General features: G+C 43.8%; 16 protein-coding genes and 2 pseudogenes. 7 read left to right on the top strand and 11 right to left on the bottom strand.

The genetic code is table 11. The features are described 5' to 3' along the window. Nucleotides 1-240: 240 nt before the first annotated feature. The 5 genes from G7Y90_RS10395 to G7Y90_RS10375 all read left to right on the top strand — a co-directional run bounded on the left by G7Y90_RS10395 (nt 241) and on the right by G7Y90_RS10375 (nt 2,877). Complete coding sequence (locus tag G7Y90_RS10395; protein ID WP_250162340.1) at nt 241-837, top strand: MATE family efflux transporter; 597 nt, start codon at nt 241-243, stop codon at nt 835-837. A 2-nt stretch (nt 838-839) separates the two neighbouring features. Next, a complete protein-coding gene (locus G7Y90_RS10390; RefSeq protein ID WP_250162339.1) occupies nt 840-1,055 on the top strand; it encodes a hypothetical protein in 216 nt (71 codons plus the stop codon). 32 nt (nt 1,056-1,087) lie between these two features. After that, complete coding sequence (locus tag G7Y90_RS10385; RefSeq protein ID WP_250162338.1) at nt 1,088-1,537, top strand: MATE family efflux transporter; 450 nt, start codon at nt 1,088-1,090, stop codon at nt 1,535-1,537. 253 nt (nt 1,538-1,790) lie between these two features. After that, nucleotides 1,791-2,522, top strand: coding sequence for an AzlC family ABC transporter permease (locus G7Y90_RS10380; protein WP_227675918.1), 732 nt, complete (start codon nt 1,791-1,793; stop codon nt 2,520-2,522). Then, on the top strand, nt 2,512-2,877 hold the full coding sequence (locus tag G7Y90_RS10375; RefSeq protein ID WP_087815638.1) for an AzlD domain-containing protein: 366 nt from the start codon (nt 2,512-2,514) through the stop codon (nt 2,875-2,877). Before G7Y90_RS10380 ends, G7Y90_RS10375 begins: the two co-directional genes overlap by 11 nt. Before the next feature lie 169 nt (nt 2,878-3,046). Here the strand turns inward: G7Y90_RS10375 and purF are convergent, their stop codons facing one another. The 11 genes and pseudogenes from purF to G7Y90_RS10315 all read right to left on the bottom strand — a co-directional run bounded on the left by purF (nt 3,047) and on the right by G7Y90_RS10315 (nt 14,307). After that, a complete protein-coding gene (purF, locus tag G7Y90_RS10370) occupies nt 3,047-4,582 on the bottom strand; it encodes an amidophosphoribosyltransferase (protein ID WP_055124190.1) in 1,536 nt (511 codons plus the stop codon). A gap of 317 nt (nt 4,583-4,899) precedes the next feature. After that, the gene (locus G7Y90_RS10365) at nt 4,900-5,397 is read right to left on the bottom strand and encodes a CvpA family protein (protein ID WP_045446136.1); all 498 of its coding nucleotides are present in this window, start codon (nt 5,395-5,397) and stop codon (nt 4,900-4,902) included. Nucleotides 5,398-5,533: 136 nt separating this feature from the next. Then, nucleotides 5,534-6,563: pseudogene (locus G7Y90_RS10360) on the bottom strand (quinone-dependent dihydroorotate dehydrogenase). Between the two features lie 182 nt (nt 6,564-6,745). Then, nucleotides 6,746-7,018: a hypothetical protein gene (locus tag G7Y90_RS10355; protein ID WP_250162337.1), complete on the bottom strand. Its 273-nt coding sequence runs from the start codon at nt 7,016-7,018 to the stop codon at nt 6,746-6,748. 436 nt (nt 7,019-7,454) lie between these two features. Continuing rightward, entirely contained in the window at nt 7,455-8,030 is a 576-nt protein-coding gene (locus tag G7Y90_RS10350) for a type II secretion system protein M (RefSeq protein WP_087815640.1), read from the bottom strand. A 99-nt stretch (nt 8,031-8,129) separates the two neighbouring features. Further along, entirely contained in the window at nt 8,130-9,350 is a 1,221-nt protein-coding gene (gspL, locus tag G7Y90_RS10345) for a type II secretion system protein GspL (RefSeq protein ID WP_250162336.1), read from the bottom strand. A gap of 230 nt (nt 9,351-9,580) precedes the next feature. Further along, nucleotides 9,581-10,039 carry a SixA phosphatase family protein gene (locus tag G7Y90_RS10340; RefSeq protein ID WP_087815644.1) on the bottom strand — a complete coding sequence of 153 codons (459 nt, stop codon included), beginning with the start codon at nt 10,037-10,039 and terminating at the stop codon, nt 9,581-9,583. A gap of 171 nt (nt 10,040-10,210) precedes the next feature. Continuing rightward, a pseudogene (locus G7Y90_RS10335) lies at nt 10,211-11,180 on the bottom strand (NAD(P)H-dependent glycerol-3-phosphate dehydrogenase); the annotation flags it as partial. Between the two features lie 399 nt (nt 11,181-11,579). Then, nucleotides 11,580-12,212, bottom strand: coding sequence for a nitroreductase family protein (locus G7Y90_RS10325; protein ID WP_250162335.1), 633 nt, complete (start codon nt 12,210-12,212; stop codon nt 11,580-11,582). Between the two features lie 206 nt (nt 12,213-12,418). Continuing rightward, entirely contained in the window at nt 12,419-13,519 is a 1,101-nt protein-coding gene (gene zapE / locus G7Y90_RS10320; RefSeq protein ID WP_087815649.1) for a cell division protein ZapE, read from the bottom strand. Nucleotides 13,520-13,647: 128 nt separating this feature from the next. Further along, the gene (locus tag G7Y90_RS10315; RefSeq protein WP_087815651.1) at nt 13,648-14,307 is read right to left on the bottom strand and encodes an alpha/beta hydrolase; all 660 of its coding nucleotides are present in this window, start codon (nt 14,305-14,307) and stop codon (nt 13,648-13,650) included. A 314-nt stretch (nt 14,308-14,621) separates the two neighbouring features. On the opposite strand from G7Y90_RS10315, the gene G7Y90_RS10310 reads away from it, so the two are divergent. Next, nucleotides 14,622-14,990 (top strand): hypothetical protein, encoded by a 369-nt coding sequence (locus G7Y90_RS10310; RefSeq protein ID WP_045446124.1) that lies wholly within the window; start codon nt 14,622-14,624, stop codon nt 14,988-14,990. Nucleotides 14,991-15,246: 256 nt separating this feature from the next. Then, the gene (gene xseA / locus G7Y90_RS10305; protein WP_250162334.1) at nt 15,247-16,689 is read left to right on the top strand and encodes an exodeoxyribonuclease VII large subunit; all 1,443 of its coding nucleotides are present in this window, start codon (nt 15,247-15,249) and stop codon (nt 16,687-16,689) included. The last annotated feature ends 33 nt before the right edge of the window (nt 16,690-16,722 follow it).

Below are 16,722 nucleotides of genomic sequence, written 5' to 3'. Positions count from 1 at the left end.
GAATAATGAGTCTAGGTGCTTTTGTCTTTGTAGCTATTTTTGCCTTGAATATCACACTTGCTAGAGCTAACTCCATTTAAAACAGAGTCCAGGCAACAAAGTACAAATATATAAGCCATACTTCAAGTAAAGTTAAGTTACGCCGTAACGCCTTTATAATGAATTGACTATACGGTAATGTCATAGCGTTAATGACACTAACTCCGCCCTTCTTGTTTTTCAGCGATAAACGAGCCAAAAATGCCAATGACCACCTCGCCACCTAGTGCTATGCCACCGATTGATACTCGATATGCGCGCATCGTTGCTATTGCGTTGCCCGTGTTATTGGCCAACCTAGCCATGCCACTACAAAGCGTCATCGATACCGCGATCGTGGGTAACATGAATGACACGGCTAAACTTGCTGGGATGGGCTTGGCGATACAGTTATTGTCTTTATTGCTCGTGAGTTTTAACTTTTTGCAATATGCGTCTTCTGGGCTATCGGCTCAAGCGCTCGGACAATCGGTCAATCATGTTGATAATTCTACTCATACCACAAAATCGTCAACCCCATCACCCCTACTATCAATCTTGCAACGTGCCTTGTTATTAGCGTTTGCTATCGGTAGCATTCTGTTACTGGCAAAGCCTTGGTTGATAGATTTTGGCTTGCAAGCCCTATCGGCTAACCCTGAAAGTGGGCAAGCGGCAAAGACTTATTTGGATGTACGCTTTTGGGGCGTCATCGCTGAGCTAATGAACTTTGCCTTTATTGGCTGGTTTGCTGGTCAAGGTAAGACTCGCTACATGCTTTACCAGCAAGGCTTTATCGCTATGCTAAAATCATTCTAACCTTGTTTTTTGTCTACGGCATGCAGATGGGCTTGGTTGGGGTGGCGTTAGGAACCACTATTGCCTTTTGGCTAGGCGTGATACTAGCATTGTGGCTCAGCCGTCAGCATTTGCAAATATCTTGGCAAGCCTTATTCACTGCCGACAAGCAACATTTTTCTAAAGAAAAAATGCTTAGGCTATTTTCATTAAATAAAGATATTTTATCCGTACTCTAATCTTGACGTTGAGTTTCGCTTGGATTACCCGCTTGTCGGCTCAAAGTGGTGACGTCATCCTAGCCGCCAATGCTATTTTGCTTCAAGTATTAAGTATCTCAGCCTTTGCTCTTGATGGCGTGGCAGTATCGGCTGAGACGTTAAGCGGTCAAGCAGCAGGACGACGGGATTGGCCACGTTTTCGTATTATCGTCAAGCGCACCGGTATCGTCAGTTATGGTCTAGCGATAACGTTGAGTGCAATATGGTGGCTGGCAATGCCAACATATTTGCAATTTATGACCAATATCGAGTCCGTTTTTACGTTGGCATATGAGTACCATCTTTATGCGGTATTACTACCTCTCGTTGGCGTTGGTGCCTATTGGCTAGATGGTATATTTTTTGGCTTAACTGCCGGTAATGTGATTCGTAACGCAGCATTGATACTCGCCGCTATCTTTTTTCCACTTAGCTGGGTGCTCTACCAACGTGGGATATGACTGGTATTTGGCTAAGCGTGTGGTGTTGTTATTACTTCGGCTGATTATTTTGGGTGGCTTTGTACCGGGCTCATCAAACAGCCAGCTATGAAAAGCTCCAGCCGTCTGTGTAATGTTCTTCGATTAAGTGTATTTTTTCTAGGGTGTTTTGCCATTGCTCGCACTAGGCTTCATTTTAAAACCAGTTTTCTAACATTAATCTTTCAGTAAAATATTAATAATAACCAAAAAACAGCAAAAATTAGGATGTCATGTGACTACTCATTCAAAAGAATTACATCAACAGCATGAGACCAGCTACGACTGGGCGGCGGGGTTCAAAAAAAGCCTACCTGTGGCGATGGGCTATTTACCTGCGGGTATCGCCTTTGGTGTGCTGGCACAAGTTGCCGGTATCCCTGTGTGGGCAACGATTATGTTGAGTGTTGTACTGTATGCGGGCGCCGCTCAATATGCTTGTTTGCCGATGCTGAGCGCTGGTTTACCGATTGGTAGCATCGCAACCAATATTGCCGCTATTAATCTACGTCATGTATTTTATGGTATGCCATTATTGCAATACCTACCAGAACATAAGCTTGCCAAAACCTATTGCCTATTTGCCCTGACTGATGAAACTTTCTCTGTTATGACCAGTTTACCTAATGAGTCAAGACAAGCGTTGATACTACCATTGAGCTTATTTAATCAAAGCTGGTGGGTACTGGCGAGCACGGTTGGTGTCATGATCGGCAGTACTCTGAGCGATTTGGTACCACATTTGGATTTTGCCTTAGTCTGTCTGTTTGCAATCTTAGCTTATGAGCAGTTCCAAAGTATCAAACGTTATTTCCCCATTGCTATTGCTATCATTTCTTTAGCGGTGGCCTCCTTATTTACTAGCAATTGGTTGTTATTGGTAGCTATCACCATTTGTATGCTATTGATTTTAGCTCGTGGGTTTTGGACGCAGCGCAATATGACAGGAGCCAACAATGACCAGTAGTTACCTTATTTTCGCAACCTTTGCGATGGCCGCCGTGACCTTTATTACCCGTGCGCTACCCGCCTTAATACCCAGAAAGTTGTTAGACACACCTTGGCTGCATCGGCTCAATGAGAGCTTGCCGCTATCAGTCATGGTATTACTTATTTTGACCAGCCTTTCTTATCAAAATTTATCAGCAACGACTGGGCTAGATAGTGCTGAACTGCATTTATTGATGGCGCAAATTGGTGCCCTTATTTTGGTGTTGTTCGTTTATCATATCAGCCGTCAGCTGTTGGTCAGTATGGTCGTTGGCATCGCCGCCATTAATGGCTTACTATGGGTATTTACTAATTTTTTAAGTGGCTACTAGAAAATTGATAAACACGTGAATGGATAACAGCTTATAGTTCATATGAATAATTTTAAACCCTGTAATTGAACTATATTTAAAATAAAAAAAGGCTGGATTCTTATGAGAATCCAGCCTTTTACTTTCTAAAAGTGCTGCAAAAAACTGATACTTTTAAGAAATTGATAGCTTAAAGCTCTTCGACGCCCATCATATCAACTGGGGTATCAGCCACTATCTGTACGCCTTTTTTGCCCGTCTTGGCAGTGTCATTGCGCTGCTCTTGTAGATGCTCAAGATACGCTTCATTGATCTGCCCAGTGATGTAGCAACCATTAAATACGGCACAATCAAAACCTTCAACTTTGCTGTACTTGGTATCTTTTACCGCATCAATCAAGTCGTCCAAATCTTGGAAAATCAATCTATCCGCACCGATGATATCGCGTACTTCTTCTACCGTATGACCTGAGGCAATAAGCTCACTGCGTACTGGCATATCGATACCATAGACGTTTGGATATTTAACCGGTGGCGCGGCACTAGCAAAAAACACTTTATTCGCACCAGCATCGCGTGCCATTTGGATGATTTCATGGCAAGTGGTACCACGAACGATAGAATCATCAACCAACAGGACGTTTTTACCTTTGAACTCAAGTGGTACGGCGCTGAGTTTTTGACGAACTGATTTTTTACGTTGTTGTTGACCTGGCATAATAAAGGTACGACCGATATAGCGGTTTTTCATAAACCCTTCACGGTACTTAATATTCATTTTTAGTGCCAGCTCCATCGCTGACGTACGCGAGGTATCTGGAATAGGAATCACCACATCGATATCGTGATCTTCACCCCATTCAGCAAGGATTTTATCAGCCAGCTTTTCACCCATACGTAAGCGTGCTTTGTAAACTGAGATGTTGTCCATGATAGAATCTGGACGGGCAAAATACACATATTCAAAGATACAAGGCGTGTATTCTTGCTGCTCAACACACTGATGGGTATGTAATTTATGATCTAAATCAATGAATATGGCTTCGCCAGGTTTGACATCACGGATAATACTAAATCCTGATCCTGTCAGTGCAACTGACTCTGAGGCAACCATGTACTCGGTGCCGCCATTCGGTGCCATGCGCTTACCGAAAATAAGCGGACGAATACCGTTTGGATCACGAAATGCGAGCAAACCATGACCAGTAATCAGAGCGACCACGCCATAAGCGCCTTCGACGCGACCATATACAGCCGTGACTGCTTCAAAGATATCAGCAGGCGTTGCTTTGGTTTTACCCAAGTTTTGCATTTCATGGGCAAGTACGTTTAGCAATACTTCTGAATCTGAATCGGTATTAAGATGTCGGCGATCTTCGATGTATAAAGACTTGGCTAAGCTCTCAGCATTGGTCAAGTTACCATTGTGTGCAAGGGTAATACCATAAGGTGAGTTGACATAAAATGGTTGCGCTTCGGCACTGCTTGACGTGCCTGCTGTTGGGTAGCGGACGTGACCGATACCAAACTTACCAACCAGTTTCATCATATGACGATTCATAAATACGTCACGTACCATGCCATTTTCTTTACGTAGATAGAGTCGTCCATCTTGCAAAGTGACAATACCCGCTGCATCTTGCCCACGATGCTGTAGCATCGTCAAACCGTCATAAAGAATCTGATTGACTGGTTCGTGAGCTGCAACTCCAATGACTCCACACATAATAGCTATATCCTATTTTGACTCATTAATTAGTACTACAATAGTGGCAAGACTGCTAACAGTAGATTATAAAAAATGCGTACTGTCACTCACCGACGACATGATGATTGTTGTTCAGAATTTAACGAATATTTATCTTTTGACTATTAGCAAAATGCACTATTTGTTGGCATTTGTGGTCTCTAAATGCGATTAAATAATTTTTTATCAAGGATGACTTACACAGAGGATATGATAGAAGCGATAACCTCTAGCACCATAAATCCAAGCTATCAGCATCGAAGCGTTGAGACATTAAAGGCTAACCGTAAAAATACTTACGACTGATTGACTTGATCCCAAGCCATACCTAATACATCTGAGACCAACGCTTTACCCATCGGGGCATAAGGCAATAGCTCAGGCGCGAGCACTGACGTTTGCCATTGTGGCATTTGCACCAGTAACGGCGCGCTGACGCTAAGCACAACTAAAACCATCAGTACATTTTTAGCAGCACCAAGAACACCACCTGCCATTTTGTCAACGACACCCAAGCGTAAGGTTTTAAGCACGCCTGAGAATACAAATGCCACTAAGTGCATGATGGCCAATATGATTATCACCACCAATAAAAATGCCATTGCCATTTGTAAAACAGGGTTTTGTACCATGCCTGATAGTTGCGGCGAAACCACTCCTGCCAAACGTGTGGCAGCAATCAGGGCAATAAACCAACCGACTAGACCAACGGCTGTTTTAATCAATCCGACTTGAAAGCCGCGCCATAAGCCGATCAAAACAACAATAGCAATCACGATATCCAGACCACTCATGTTCTACGCCTCATACCTTATCGATTTTTATCAGATGTTTACTTTCTTTTTTGTGACACATTAATCTTTGATGACTCAGCTCAAAATACAGTCATCTTGTGCATATGATAGGTAATGAGCTAAGGATATTGATCCGCTATAGCTCCATCGCGTCGTAATAGCCACCGATTGCTTGAATACAAGACTGTACCCCCAGGACCACGATAAATGAGCCCCGTATAGAGCTGCACCATATCTGCACCCGCTTCGATTTTTTTGACGGCTTTTGCACCACTGTCAATACCGCCGACGCCTATTAAAGCGACTTTACCATCTAGCTGATCGGAGAACTGTTGTAAAATTTGGGTACTAATGTGGCTGGGGCGACCGGATAGACCACCTGCTTGCTCACCATCAGGTAAATCTTCAACACCAACACGGCTCAACGTTGTATTGGTCGCAATCAACCCATCTATCTCAAAATCGAGCAATTGCTGCGAGATATAATCCACTTGTAGCGGCTCTAGATCAGGCGCAACTTTCAATACCAGTGGCACATAAAAACCATATTCAGTGGCTAATTGGCTGTGACGATTTTTAATCGTATCCAAAAGCTGAGTCAAGGCCTCGCCACTTTGTAAATCACGCAGATTCTTAGTATTTGGTGAGGAGATATTAACGGTGATATAGGAGGCATGCGGATAAGCACGCTCTAAACAATAGACATAATCATCGGCGGCTTGCTCTACTGGCGTATCGGCATTTTTGCCAATATTAATCCCAATATTGCCTTTATATTGACAGCGCTTGACGTTTTCGATCAAATAATCGATACCTTGGTTATTGAAACCCATTCGATTGATGATAGCATCCGCTTGCTTGATTCTAAACAACCTTGGCTTATCATTGCCTATTTGCGGTCTTGGCGTGACCGTGCCCACTTCTATAAAACCAAAGCCCAGCTCAGCCAACGCATCGATATAATCACCATTTTTATCCAGTCCTGCCGCTAGGCCGACCGGATTGGTGAATTGCAAGCCCATACAGTCTGTTGGCTGCATTGACTGACCGTATACCAAACCTAAAACACGTGCTTTATGAGCTTTATCTAATAAAGATAAGGTCATCTCGTGGGCGTGCTCTGGATCCATCTTAAACAAAAAAGGGCGAAGTAAGGCATAAGACATAGTAATGGCAGACCCTGCTCGAAAGAAATAGTGAGTGAATAGTGCGAATAAAATCAAGCGCTGCGATTATATCAGCTTAACAGAAATAAGAGCAAAGTTTCATGCGCTAAATTTCTGTATTAGAGTACTAATAGCTATACCTACATATTGGCTAAGGAGCTGACAGATGTATTCTAAAGTCCCTAAGGTACAGGACGACCATCCGTCAGGGCTATCCAACCACGGACGATACGATAAAGATGCCATATGAAGGTAAAAATCATGATTAGCAGGCCAAATACCGCTAATAATACCGAACCAATGGCAATATTATTGCTATCAGCCAGCATACTGATGCCAAAACCCCCTAATGCAAAGGTAATGATAATGATGCCTAAGAAGAAAAACACTGCTATACCAAAAGGTCTTAATCTGCCAATCGAAATGCGTGGACAACCACGAACCCTCTGCGTCATGGCGCTTCGCATAGTTCATCACAATTGGTACAACCCACAGTAATCCAGCGGTAAAATAGCTGATTACGTATAAAAAATAAGTAATATGATTATAAGTGATTAAAGAACGGCGCTTACCAGTGCTCATATTGTCACTCGCCCCATAGCTCTGCCTTTGCTGAGTCATTTCATGATCAAATGCAGCTTCAACTGACGCATTACTCTGGTGTTCAGCAGTTCTGGTCTGCTGATGGCTACGTGTGTCAGGTTTGCGATCAGAAGATTGATTCATCTTAAATATCCATCTCTGGCTGTGTGATAGTTAATCAATTGTGTCAAACGTGCAATTTTTCAATGATGCTAATGATAAATGGCTATTTTAGAAATTGATGATTAGTTAATTTGGGGCAATAGTAGATAAAGAGTAAAATATTTCCAGTTTCCACAGCATATCGATTTATGAGGTGACAGTCGCTTGTACTTGAATGGCTTTGGTAACCAAGTCTTGCTGTATCGATAGCTGACTGAACTGCCAGCCTTGCTGTTCCAGCTTTCCAAGTGCTGTGCTGACCACCGCTTGACTGGCATGATTGAAGCTCAGTTGCACAGCATCACCCGTCGCAACGACTTGAGCGTTGGCAATACCTGAGTTGTTTAACAATGCACTGATACTATTGGCAGGTGGCATGGCGGCTTCACCATCCGCCGTGTTTGCCGCATTGATCGCATTACTATCGATATTGCCAGCTTGGGCACGCAACCAAAAGTAATCAGCCACTTGCTCTTGATAGTCGCGCTTACTATCGTTTGCCGCTTGATGAATACTATAACCACCATAGCCCCCAATGAACAATAATAAGAACATAGACAATACGGCCAATGCCAACTGATCACGTGGCGAAAGTGCCTGCCAACGTAACGATAGCATCTGTTGAAAATTATTTACACGCGTTGACAGCACATTGGTTCCAATACTGTTACTGGTCTCTGGCGTGATGTTATTACGTTTAGTGCGGCGCTGCAATCGTTTCATTTTCCAACCTTTTTGACTTTTATTACCACTGCCTATTTATTACCGTTGCCTAGTTGGCAAATAAATTATGATGCCGCTACATTGGTTTGCGTAGTGTCATTATTTTACTACGACATTCACCGTAACTTGACCACTAAACTGCCCTTGCTCATTACTGTTTACCTGTGCAAGCTTGGCATTTAAACCCTGCGCAACAAGTGTGCTCGTAAACTTATCAAGACTATTACGATCAGGGGCAATCAAGGTAAAGCTGAGTGCTGATGGCTGCATCACTAATGCTTGCGCCCGCAGTGAAGACTGTTTGATTAACGGGGATATACGAGTCAATGCTGCCATATGAGAGGCTGGTGCTTGGCTGTCACTGCGCAGCTTTGGTTGCAATTGCACTTGCAGTTTGGTGCGCGAGCTTAATGGCTCATTTGGAAACCAAGCTTGATACTGCGCCGCAATCTCAGCTTTGGTCGCTACCGTCGCCTTACTATACTGATACCACTGCAGGCCATCGGTCGCCATCTGTAATACCAGTGCCGATAACGCGACCATCGCTGCCACACGCAAATACGGTGAGAGCTTTGAGTCCGTTGATTTAATAAAGAAGTTAAGCGCGTGACGCTCAGGGCTGTCAACAGGCTTGGGCGGCGTGGTCAATGTGGTTAATAATAACTGATGATCTGCAACAAGCGCGGCCGTTTGTGCCATAAAGCTCGTGGGCATTGCCGAATTTGTTGGCTTTGAAAGATCATCTAAAGCCGTTATGGGCGGTAATATATTCACTTCACTTAAATGCGGGAAACGTTCAAAGATCAAGGGCAAATAACTGACAGCCATACCTTGTCGCAATGACTGACGCAGTAGCATGGTTTGCTCATCTTGATACAGTGTTACTTGCTGACCTGCCCCTTCATCTGGCGTTGGCAGCAATAAAAAATCAGGCAGTAACGCCGTTATGCTCATGCCAGCGAGCTTAGCACTCTGCCATGACTCGATATCGCTTTGCGCCAGTGCATACAGTTGGTGATTATCAGCTTCACTGATTTGCCGAATCGCCAATTGCTCAACAGGGGTCAAGGATGTCTCTTCAAACAAGTATTGCTTGCCGCTATTGCCCAGCTGTTTAAGCTGAGTCGCATTCAGCTCAGTATCTACCTGCAATATATGGCTTGATGGAAAGTATAGACACAAAGTCTTCTGTGCATTGGTTTTATAATTACCATAGATTGCTTGTAGCTGTTGCCAACCATCGACCGTTTGCCATTGCTGAATATCTTCATGCCAGACAGCTAGCGGGCTATGCTGCGCTCGTAACCAAACATGTAACACTAAGCGTGTCCTTAATTATTAAAGCTGCTTTAAATGTAGGATAAGATAGGATTCAGACAATCTCATGCTGATGCAGGTTGGTTTGTTATCATCATTGTTCTCCTGTAATAGCTAAAACCTGATGCATTGGCGACTGAAATTTTAGTAGCCAACCCTTACTTAGCCAGTTTAACACCACTAAGCATCAATAGACTAAGTGTCAACAATATCACTGACGATTCGACCTAATCTCAATACGGCTGCTCAGGCACAAAACGATCAATCTCTTTTGCCATACCTGCCATTACAAATTCCATCTCAAACACCCTTGCTTCTGCAAGAGAAAATGATTCAGGATAATCACCGGTTAATAAACCAGCGATATAAGCAACGATAGACATATGACACACCACTACCAGACACTCAGCGTCAATATTCGCAATATCTATTAAGGCTTGACGCGCATCATCAGAAGGCGTGATATTTTGCTGTACGATTACTGGAACCTTGGGCGCGCGCGTCTGAAATGCTGCTAGCGTCTGCTGTGCTCTATCATAGGGACTGACGACAAAATAATCAGGATGATAGTGAGTCATCACATACTCTGCCGTCTGCATTGCTTGCTGTTGACCAAAGTCAGTTAACTGGCGCGCGCTGTCTGGGCGCGACTCATCTTCTGCTTGACCATGACGTACTAGTATAATTTTCATAACCTTCCTTTATGCATTGTCATGATGACGTTGTTTGCAGAATAATCATTCTTAGAACAACGTCATCATTTAACATTGGGGTTTTTACTTACTGTCAGTATCGCCACTTTCATCATCAGTGCTATCGCTTGACGTCTTCATCTGCGCAGTTAGCGCCGCATTACTATGATCATGTGCCATTACAAATTCAACATCACTACGGAAGCCCGCTTCCATGAGATGTAACGCCACACCTAATGCTGCTTTATCTTCATAAATGACCGCATACAATGCATGGGTAATAGGCATGTAGATGCCTTCTTTGGTAGCTTTCTCATGCACTTGCTGAATGGTATTGACCCCTTCAGCTGTTTGACCGAGTTTTTTCACCGCGGCCTCAATACTCATACCGCGACCGAGCATGTTGCCGATACGATAGTTACGACTGAGCTCTGAGCTACAAGTGGCGTATAAATCACCCACACCAGACAATCCTAAGAAGGTAAGCGGATTCGCACCCGCCTCAACCCCAAAGCGGCTCATCTCTGCCAAAGCACGAGTCAATATCATTGCCTTGGTATTTTCACCGACATCATAGGCCGCCGCCATTCCCATGGCAATCGCATAGATATTCTTTAGCGCACCGCCAAGCTCCACACCTTTGACATCATCACTGGCAAACACTCGAAAAAACGCACTATGTAATGCGGCTTGTACGGCATGGCGCAAGGGCTCAGACTCACTGGCGATAACGGTCGCCGATGGCATGTTTTTCATGATCTCTATCGCAAGGTTTGGCCCCGACATGACACCAAAATTCACTTCAGGTAGCTCATCTTTAATAATGTCGCTCATCATGGCAAAAGTATCTTTCTCCATACCTTTGGTCAATGACACAATAGACTGACCACTGATAAATGGTGCAATATTCTTTAGGGTCTCACGAAAAGCTAAGCCAGGCACAGCGATGAAAACGATATCTTTGTCTTTGACGGCTGCTGCCAAGTCATGGCTGTACTTAAGGCTGTCATCAAGCTTATAACCTGGTAAATATTTTTTTATGGTCGCGTTTTTATCATCGCTTTTACCGTACGCTTGTTACGTACCCATAGCGTGTATCACAGCCATTGCGTGCAGCCAAGTTTGCCATTGCTGTACCAAACTACACCACCGGCCTAGAAACGCCAAACGTAGCTTGAGGATTGCTGTGAAATCCGCCATGTTTTTTGCCACTGCTGATTCTACAGCGCTAGATTGAGTTTTTTTACGACCAACCCGATTTGGTAGCACGTTCGATGATACCTGCCAGCAGACTGTTTTGCTTTTCAGGGGCATTCGTATTCACCTCAGTATTATCGCTACTTAGTCTTTATTGCTCTCATTAGGGCTGGTCATTTGCTGTTATCCGTATTGGCTGATTTATTATTAATAGAATTTATCATGGGTTATTTATCATGACTTATGACGCTTTGGAGTATTGAGGCTATCTATCTTTTTGCTACACGACCGACTGTCTTCTTAGAGAGCGGTATTCGTCAGAGAAAGCGCCACTAAACAGCGCTTAGATATATGACTCAAATCGCACTAAAGACTCGATATCAATCGGTTTACGGGCGGGTTCATTTTTGGGACTGGTGCCAGTATAAACAAAAGCCGTCACATAATCATCTGGACCAACGTCAAAATATAATTTAACAGCAGCTTCATTACATAGCAGTCCCGTACGCCACACTGTACTAAAACCTTGGGCTTTTAGCGCCAAAATCAGGTTTTGTACAGCTGCACCCGCACTTAGCATTTGTTCAAAAGGAGGAACTTTTTTGTGCGCTTGTATTTTTGTGACAACTGTGATGATGACGGGCGCTCTTAATGGCATGGCCTGAGTTTTTACGATGTCCTTTTCGGACAGCGTTTCGCCCTCTTGCACCGCTTTAGCTTGAGCCGCTGCGACCAAGGCATTGCCCAATTCATGACGGGCGTCCCCCTGTGTCACTATAAAACGCCATGGGCGCAGTTTTTTATGATCTGGCGCTGTCGCCGCACACTCAATCGCTGTTTCGATTTGGGCATGTGTGGGTGCTGGCGTATCCAAATTGCCCATACTGCGCCTTGAATTGATCCAGCCAATCATTTCTTCACTGCTAATCGGCATACTGTTAGTGGTGATGTCTTTGGTCGACAGTTTTTTTATCATTTTCGTCGGATGTAGTCATTACCGCTCCTTATTTATTATTATCTTTTTATGCAAAAAACCAATGCTTTGGTTGGCTCTCAATACTGTCAAAAAACACGTTATGTCAAACGAATATATCAATATTGAGTGTGAATGACTTGAATGGAAAACCATGAGTGTTTTAATCGACAACTTGTAGATTATCATCGGCTATGAAGAGGCTTTAATTATGCCGCATCATCGACCCGATGCTCCATGCGCAGATAATCCTCTGACTGCATCTCAAGTAAGCGCGAGCGTGTCCGTTCAATCTCAAACGCCAATTTCTCTCCTTGATATAGGTCCAAAATCGACTGCTGCGCTCTAACCAGCAATTTAACACGGCGATCATAAAACTCATCAACCAGATAAATAAACCGACGGGTCGGATCACGTAAGTCATCATCTAAGGCAGGCACGGCATTGACCAATACTGTGCTGAACTGCTTGGCGATTTCGATGAAATCAGATGCTGATCGTGGCTCCATACATAAATGACGGAAATCACAGAATAAAATATCCTCAGTGCGAGCATTAATTCTAATTTCGCGACCATTAATCGTAATTGGCTCATTACTGATTTTTTGGTTATTGGATAAACTGGCAAAACGGTTGGCTAACCAATGATGATTCGCTTTCGTCATAGGCGACTCATATAGCTCTGCCTGCTGCAATACGCGCAAACGATAGTCGATACCAGAATCGATATTCATCACCGTAGTATGACGCTCTACTTCAGCGATAGCGGGCATAAAACGGTCACGATGTAAGCCGTCTTTATACAATCCTGATGGCTCAATATTTGAGGTGGCGACCAATGTAATACCACGATTGAACAGCATGGTAAATAAATCACCCAAAATCATGGCATCAGAAACGTTAGAAACAAAGAACTCATCGAAACAGATAATAACCGCTTCTGCATAAATGATGTCGGCGACTTTTTCTAATGGGTCACTCTCACCTTGCAGCTTGTTTAGCTCTTGATGAACGCGCTGCATGAAATGATGAAAATGCAGACGCATCTTGCGATCAATGGTCAATGAATCATAAAACATGTCCATCATCCATGTTTTACCACGACCTACCCCGCCCCACATATACAACCCCGTTGGTGCTGTCGGCTTGGACTTTAAAAAGCCAAAAAAGCTTTTCTTCTGTGGCGCACTATTGATGAGCTGATGATGTATCTCATCAAGATAGCTCATGGCCTTAAATTGCTGCTCATCTCGAGTAAACTCATCTGTACTGACGGCTTGCTCGTAACGTTGCAATGGAGATAAACTCATAATACGACTCATCATTAGACAAAATAAATAGTAAGGTAATGGTTGATTCTGCATGAACTCGTCAAAGTAAAGCGATCAGAGCTCATGACTTGATAGCGGTTCTCTATCCTAATATTACTAGGTAACAACTAAGCGTCGCTACCAAAGGTATGCTTTTCTAATAAGCCTTTCAACTCTGACAGACGTCCATGAAAAAAGTGCCCTGCGCCCTCTACAACGCTGACAGCAATTCCTAATCGCTCCGCAAATGCTTGCATATTATCAGGGTCAATCACTTCATCAGCATTGCCATAAATCTCAAAAGTTTTATCGGCTGGCAAGCTTATATCACTGCTGTTATTTTTTTCAACGGATGGAGCAATAAGGGCGATTTTAGTAATCTCAAAATCGCCTAGCCCCCAAATATGAGGGGCTTCAAGTACCTGCTCAGCCACCCGTGCTGTCACATAACCGCCAAAAGAAAAACCACCCAACCATAACTTGCGCGCATTGGTTTGCTCTGCAATCCATTGTAGCACGGTCATTGCATCTACGACTTCACCATCCGCATAATCGTGCTCGCCAGTCGACTGCCCGACACCGCGAAAGTTAAAGCGTACCACGTGCATACCATTATCACGAGCAAAGCGATACATCGTCGTTACCACTTTATTATTCATCGTGCCGTCGAATAACGGATTGGGATGACACAGTAACGCCACTGTATCGGTATTTGGATTGTTAGGATTATCTTGTTGCCAAAGCGCGTCGACTTCGAGCACGCCAGCAGGAGCAGGAATTAATGGCATAAAATTACTTATTGATTAAAAATGAATAGGTCAATTATCCTAGATATGGTTTATATTTCAAGTGATTTGCTGTGTCATAGTACCGCTTATTTTCATTTTCGCTCATCATAAGTAAACGTCGCCTATGAATATATGATGAATATGTGCGGTCTCTGCAATACCGCACACAATAACCGACTAGACACCCCAGAGCCGAATAGGGTAGATTCATCATAGTTGTTGAGCCACCTATGGACGGATACGTGCATGGCGTATCCTCAACTTTGCTGTGATATTCAACTTTATATATGACTGACAGACATTAGGAATCGTTTATGAATACTATTAATAAAACCGCTGCACTGACTGCTACTTTGGCGGCAGCACTCGCCCTAAGTGCTTGCCAAACTACGCCTTCATCACCAGTTATCCAGCGTGCAAACTCTATTTATGAGACGACTGGCATCGCCGATAGCAAAGTAAAAGCACAGCAAAATGCGATAGACAGCGCACAAAAGACTTGCAGAGGTAAGCAAGTTATTATCGTCGATGACAAAGTCACTTATAACGGTATTTTAGATGAAAATACCGGTCGGATGATTGGGCAAGCCAGTGCCGTCCTCGGTACGATCCTTGGTACGGGCTCGCCGAACTTATCACGTGATGACGATTACGAGTATAAAATCAACTTTCGTTGCCAATAAAATAATTATTATTTCATAAAGCACTTATTTGGCGGCTCGTTATTTAATAAAGTATCTTGTTATTTAACAAAGTATTTAGCGAACCAATCAGCGATAAGAATATATTAGTCGCTGACTGGTTGGCTTCTCTTTTGTGTGCTCGCTTTTGGGGTAAACTATCCTTTCTGATTTTTTATGACTCTTATTCTATAAACAGCTCGTTTTTAAGCTCCCTCACTTTTGGTCTATTATTATGCGCAAACCCAACCTGTCAAATATGAAACCAGCTAAGGTATTAGCGCCTGCTAAAGATTTAGCGACCTTGGAAGCCGAGTTAGCTGAGCAAGAAAACAATATAGAAGTCAATTTAGAAGATACCGTTCTGCGGTTGAGTGACTATTTATCAGCCGTTGATATGGTTATCAAACAGACCTTTAACCACCGTGTATGGGTAAAAGCAGAGATTCGCAATCTATCTAGTAAAGGCGGGCATTATTACTTTGAATTGGCAGAAAAAGATGACGGTAAGGTCATTGCTAGTTGCCGCGGCAATCTTTGGCGCTTTAAAGCAGCACGCGTCTTAGCAAAATTTGAGCGCGCAACTGGCATGCCCCTTGATCGTGATTTGACAGTATTGCTCAAAGTATCCGCAGGCTTCCATGCGCAATATGGCTTCTCTCTCACTATTGAAGATATTGACCCTAGCTACACGTTAGGCGACTTGGCGCGGCAGTATGCAGAGATGGTCGACCGCTTGACGGGAGAAGGCTTATTAAACCTGAATCAACAGCTGCCTGTTCCATTTGATATTGAGCATGTGCTGGTCATTGCCCCTGAAAAAGCCGCTGGATTAGGCGATTTTCAAGCCGACGCTGATCGCTTAGCGCGCACAGGTGCCTGTCATTTCCATTATCATAATGCGACCTTTCAGGGTAATCATGCGCCAAGCGAGATCCGCCAAGCAATCGTTAACGCCCAGCAGTTTTTTGATACTTATAAGCACCTGCCAGACTTATTAGTCATTATTCGTGGCGGCGGTGCGGTCGGTGATTTAGCCTATCTAAATGATTATGAATTGGCAGCATTGGTTGCCGAGCAGCCTATCCCTGTCTGGGTTGGCATTGGTCACGAGCGTGATAAAGTGATCTTAGATGAAGTCGCGCATACTAGCTTTGATACCCCATCAAAGGTGATTGCCGCTATCATGACGCATTTAGCCCAGCTCGTCACTCAAACGCTGCAATACCAAGCGCAAATAAAACAAGCTGCTCAGCGTCAATTAAGCACCGCTGCACAACAAACGACACGCCAGTTGAGCCAAATACAATCACAAACAATTGGTCAATTAACCGCTCTGCAAAAAGACAGTGATTATGCGTGGCGTAGTATTCAGCAAAGCGCTCAGCGCCAAGTCAAGCAAGCCGCCAGACTCACCAGCGAGCTACGCACACAGACTCAAGCGGCTGCCTATCAGCAGTTAACAGTGGCTGCTAGCGCCAGTCAAAATAACCAAAAAACGATTATGCATTCCGCACAGCAGCAGTTAATACAAGCACAGCGTGATAGCGAACATCTGCGTGATATTGTGCTCCTGCACCGTCCTTCTCGGGTGCTCAAGCAAGGCTATACCATGCTTACTGATGCAAAAGACAAGCAAATACTGACCAGCGGTACGCAGCTCCATCCAGAACAAACGGTGCACATTCTCTTAAAACGGTAAAGCAAAAGCACAGATTATTGACGTAAATATTAA

Source organism: Psychrobacter sp. WY6, from assembly GCF_018448495.1.
Taxonomy (GTDB): domain Bacteria; phylum Pseudomonadota; class Gammaproteobacteria; order Pseudomonadales; family Moraxellaceae; genus Psychrobacter.
Note: the sequence above shows the minus strand (reverse complement) of the source record. Positions and strands in the feature narration are given on the sequence as shown.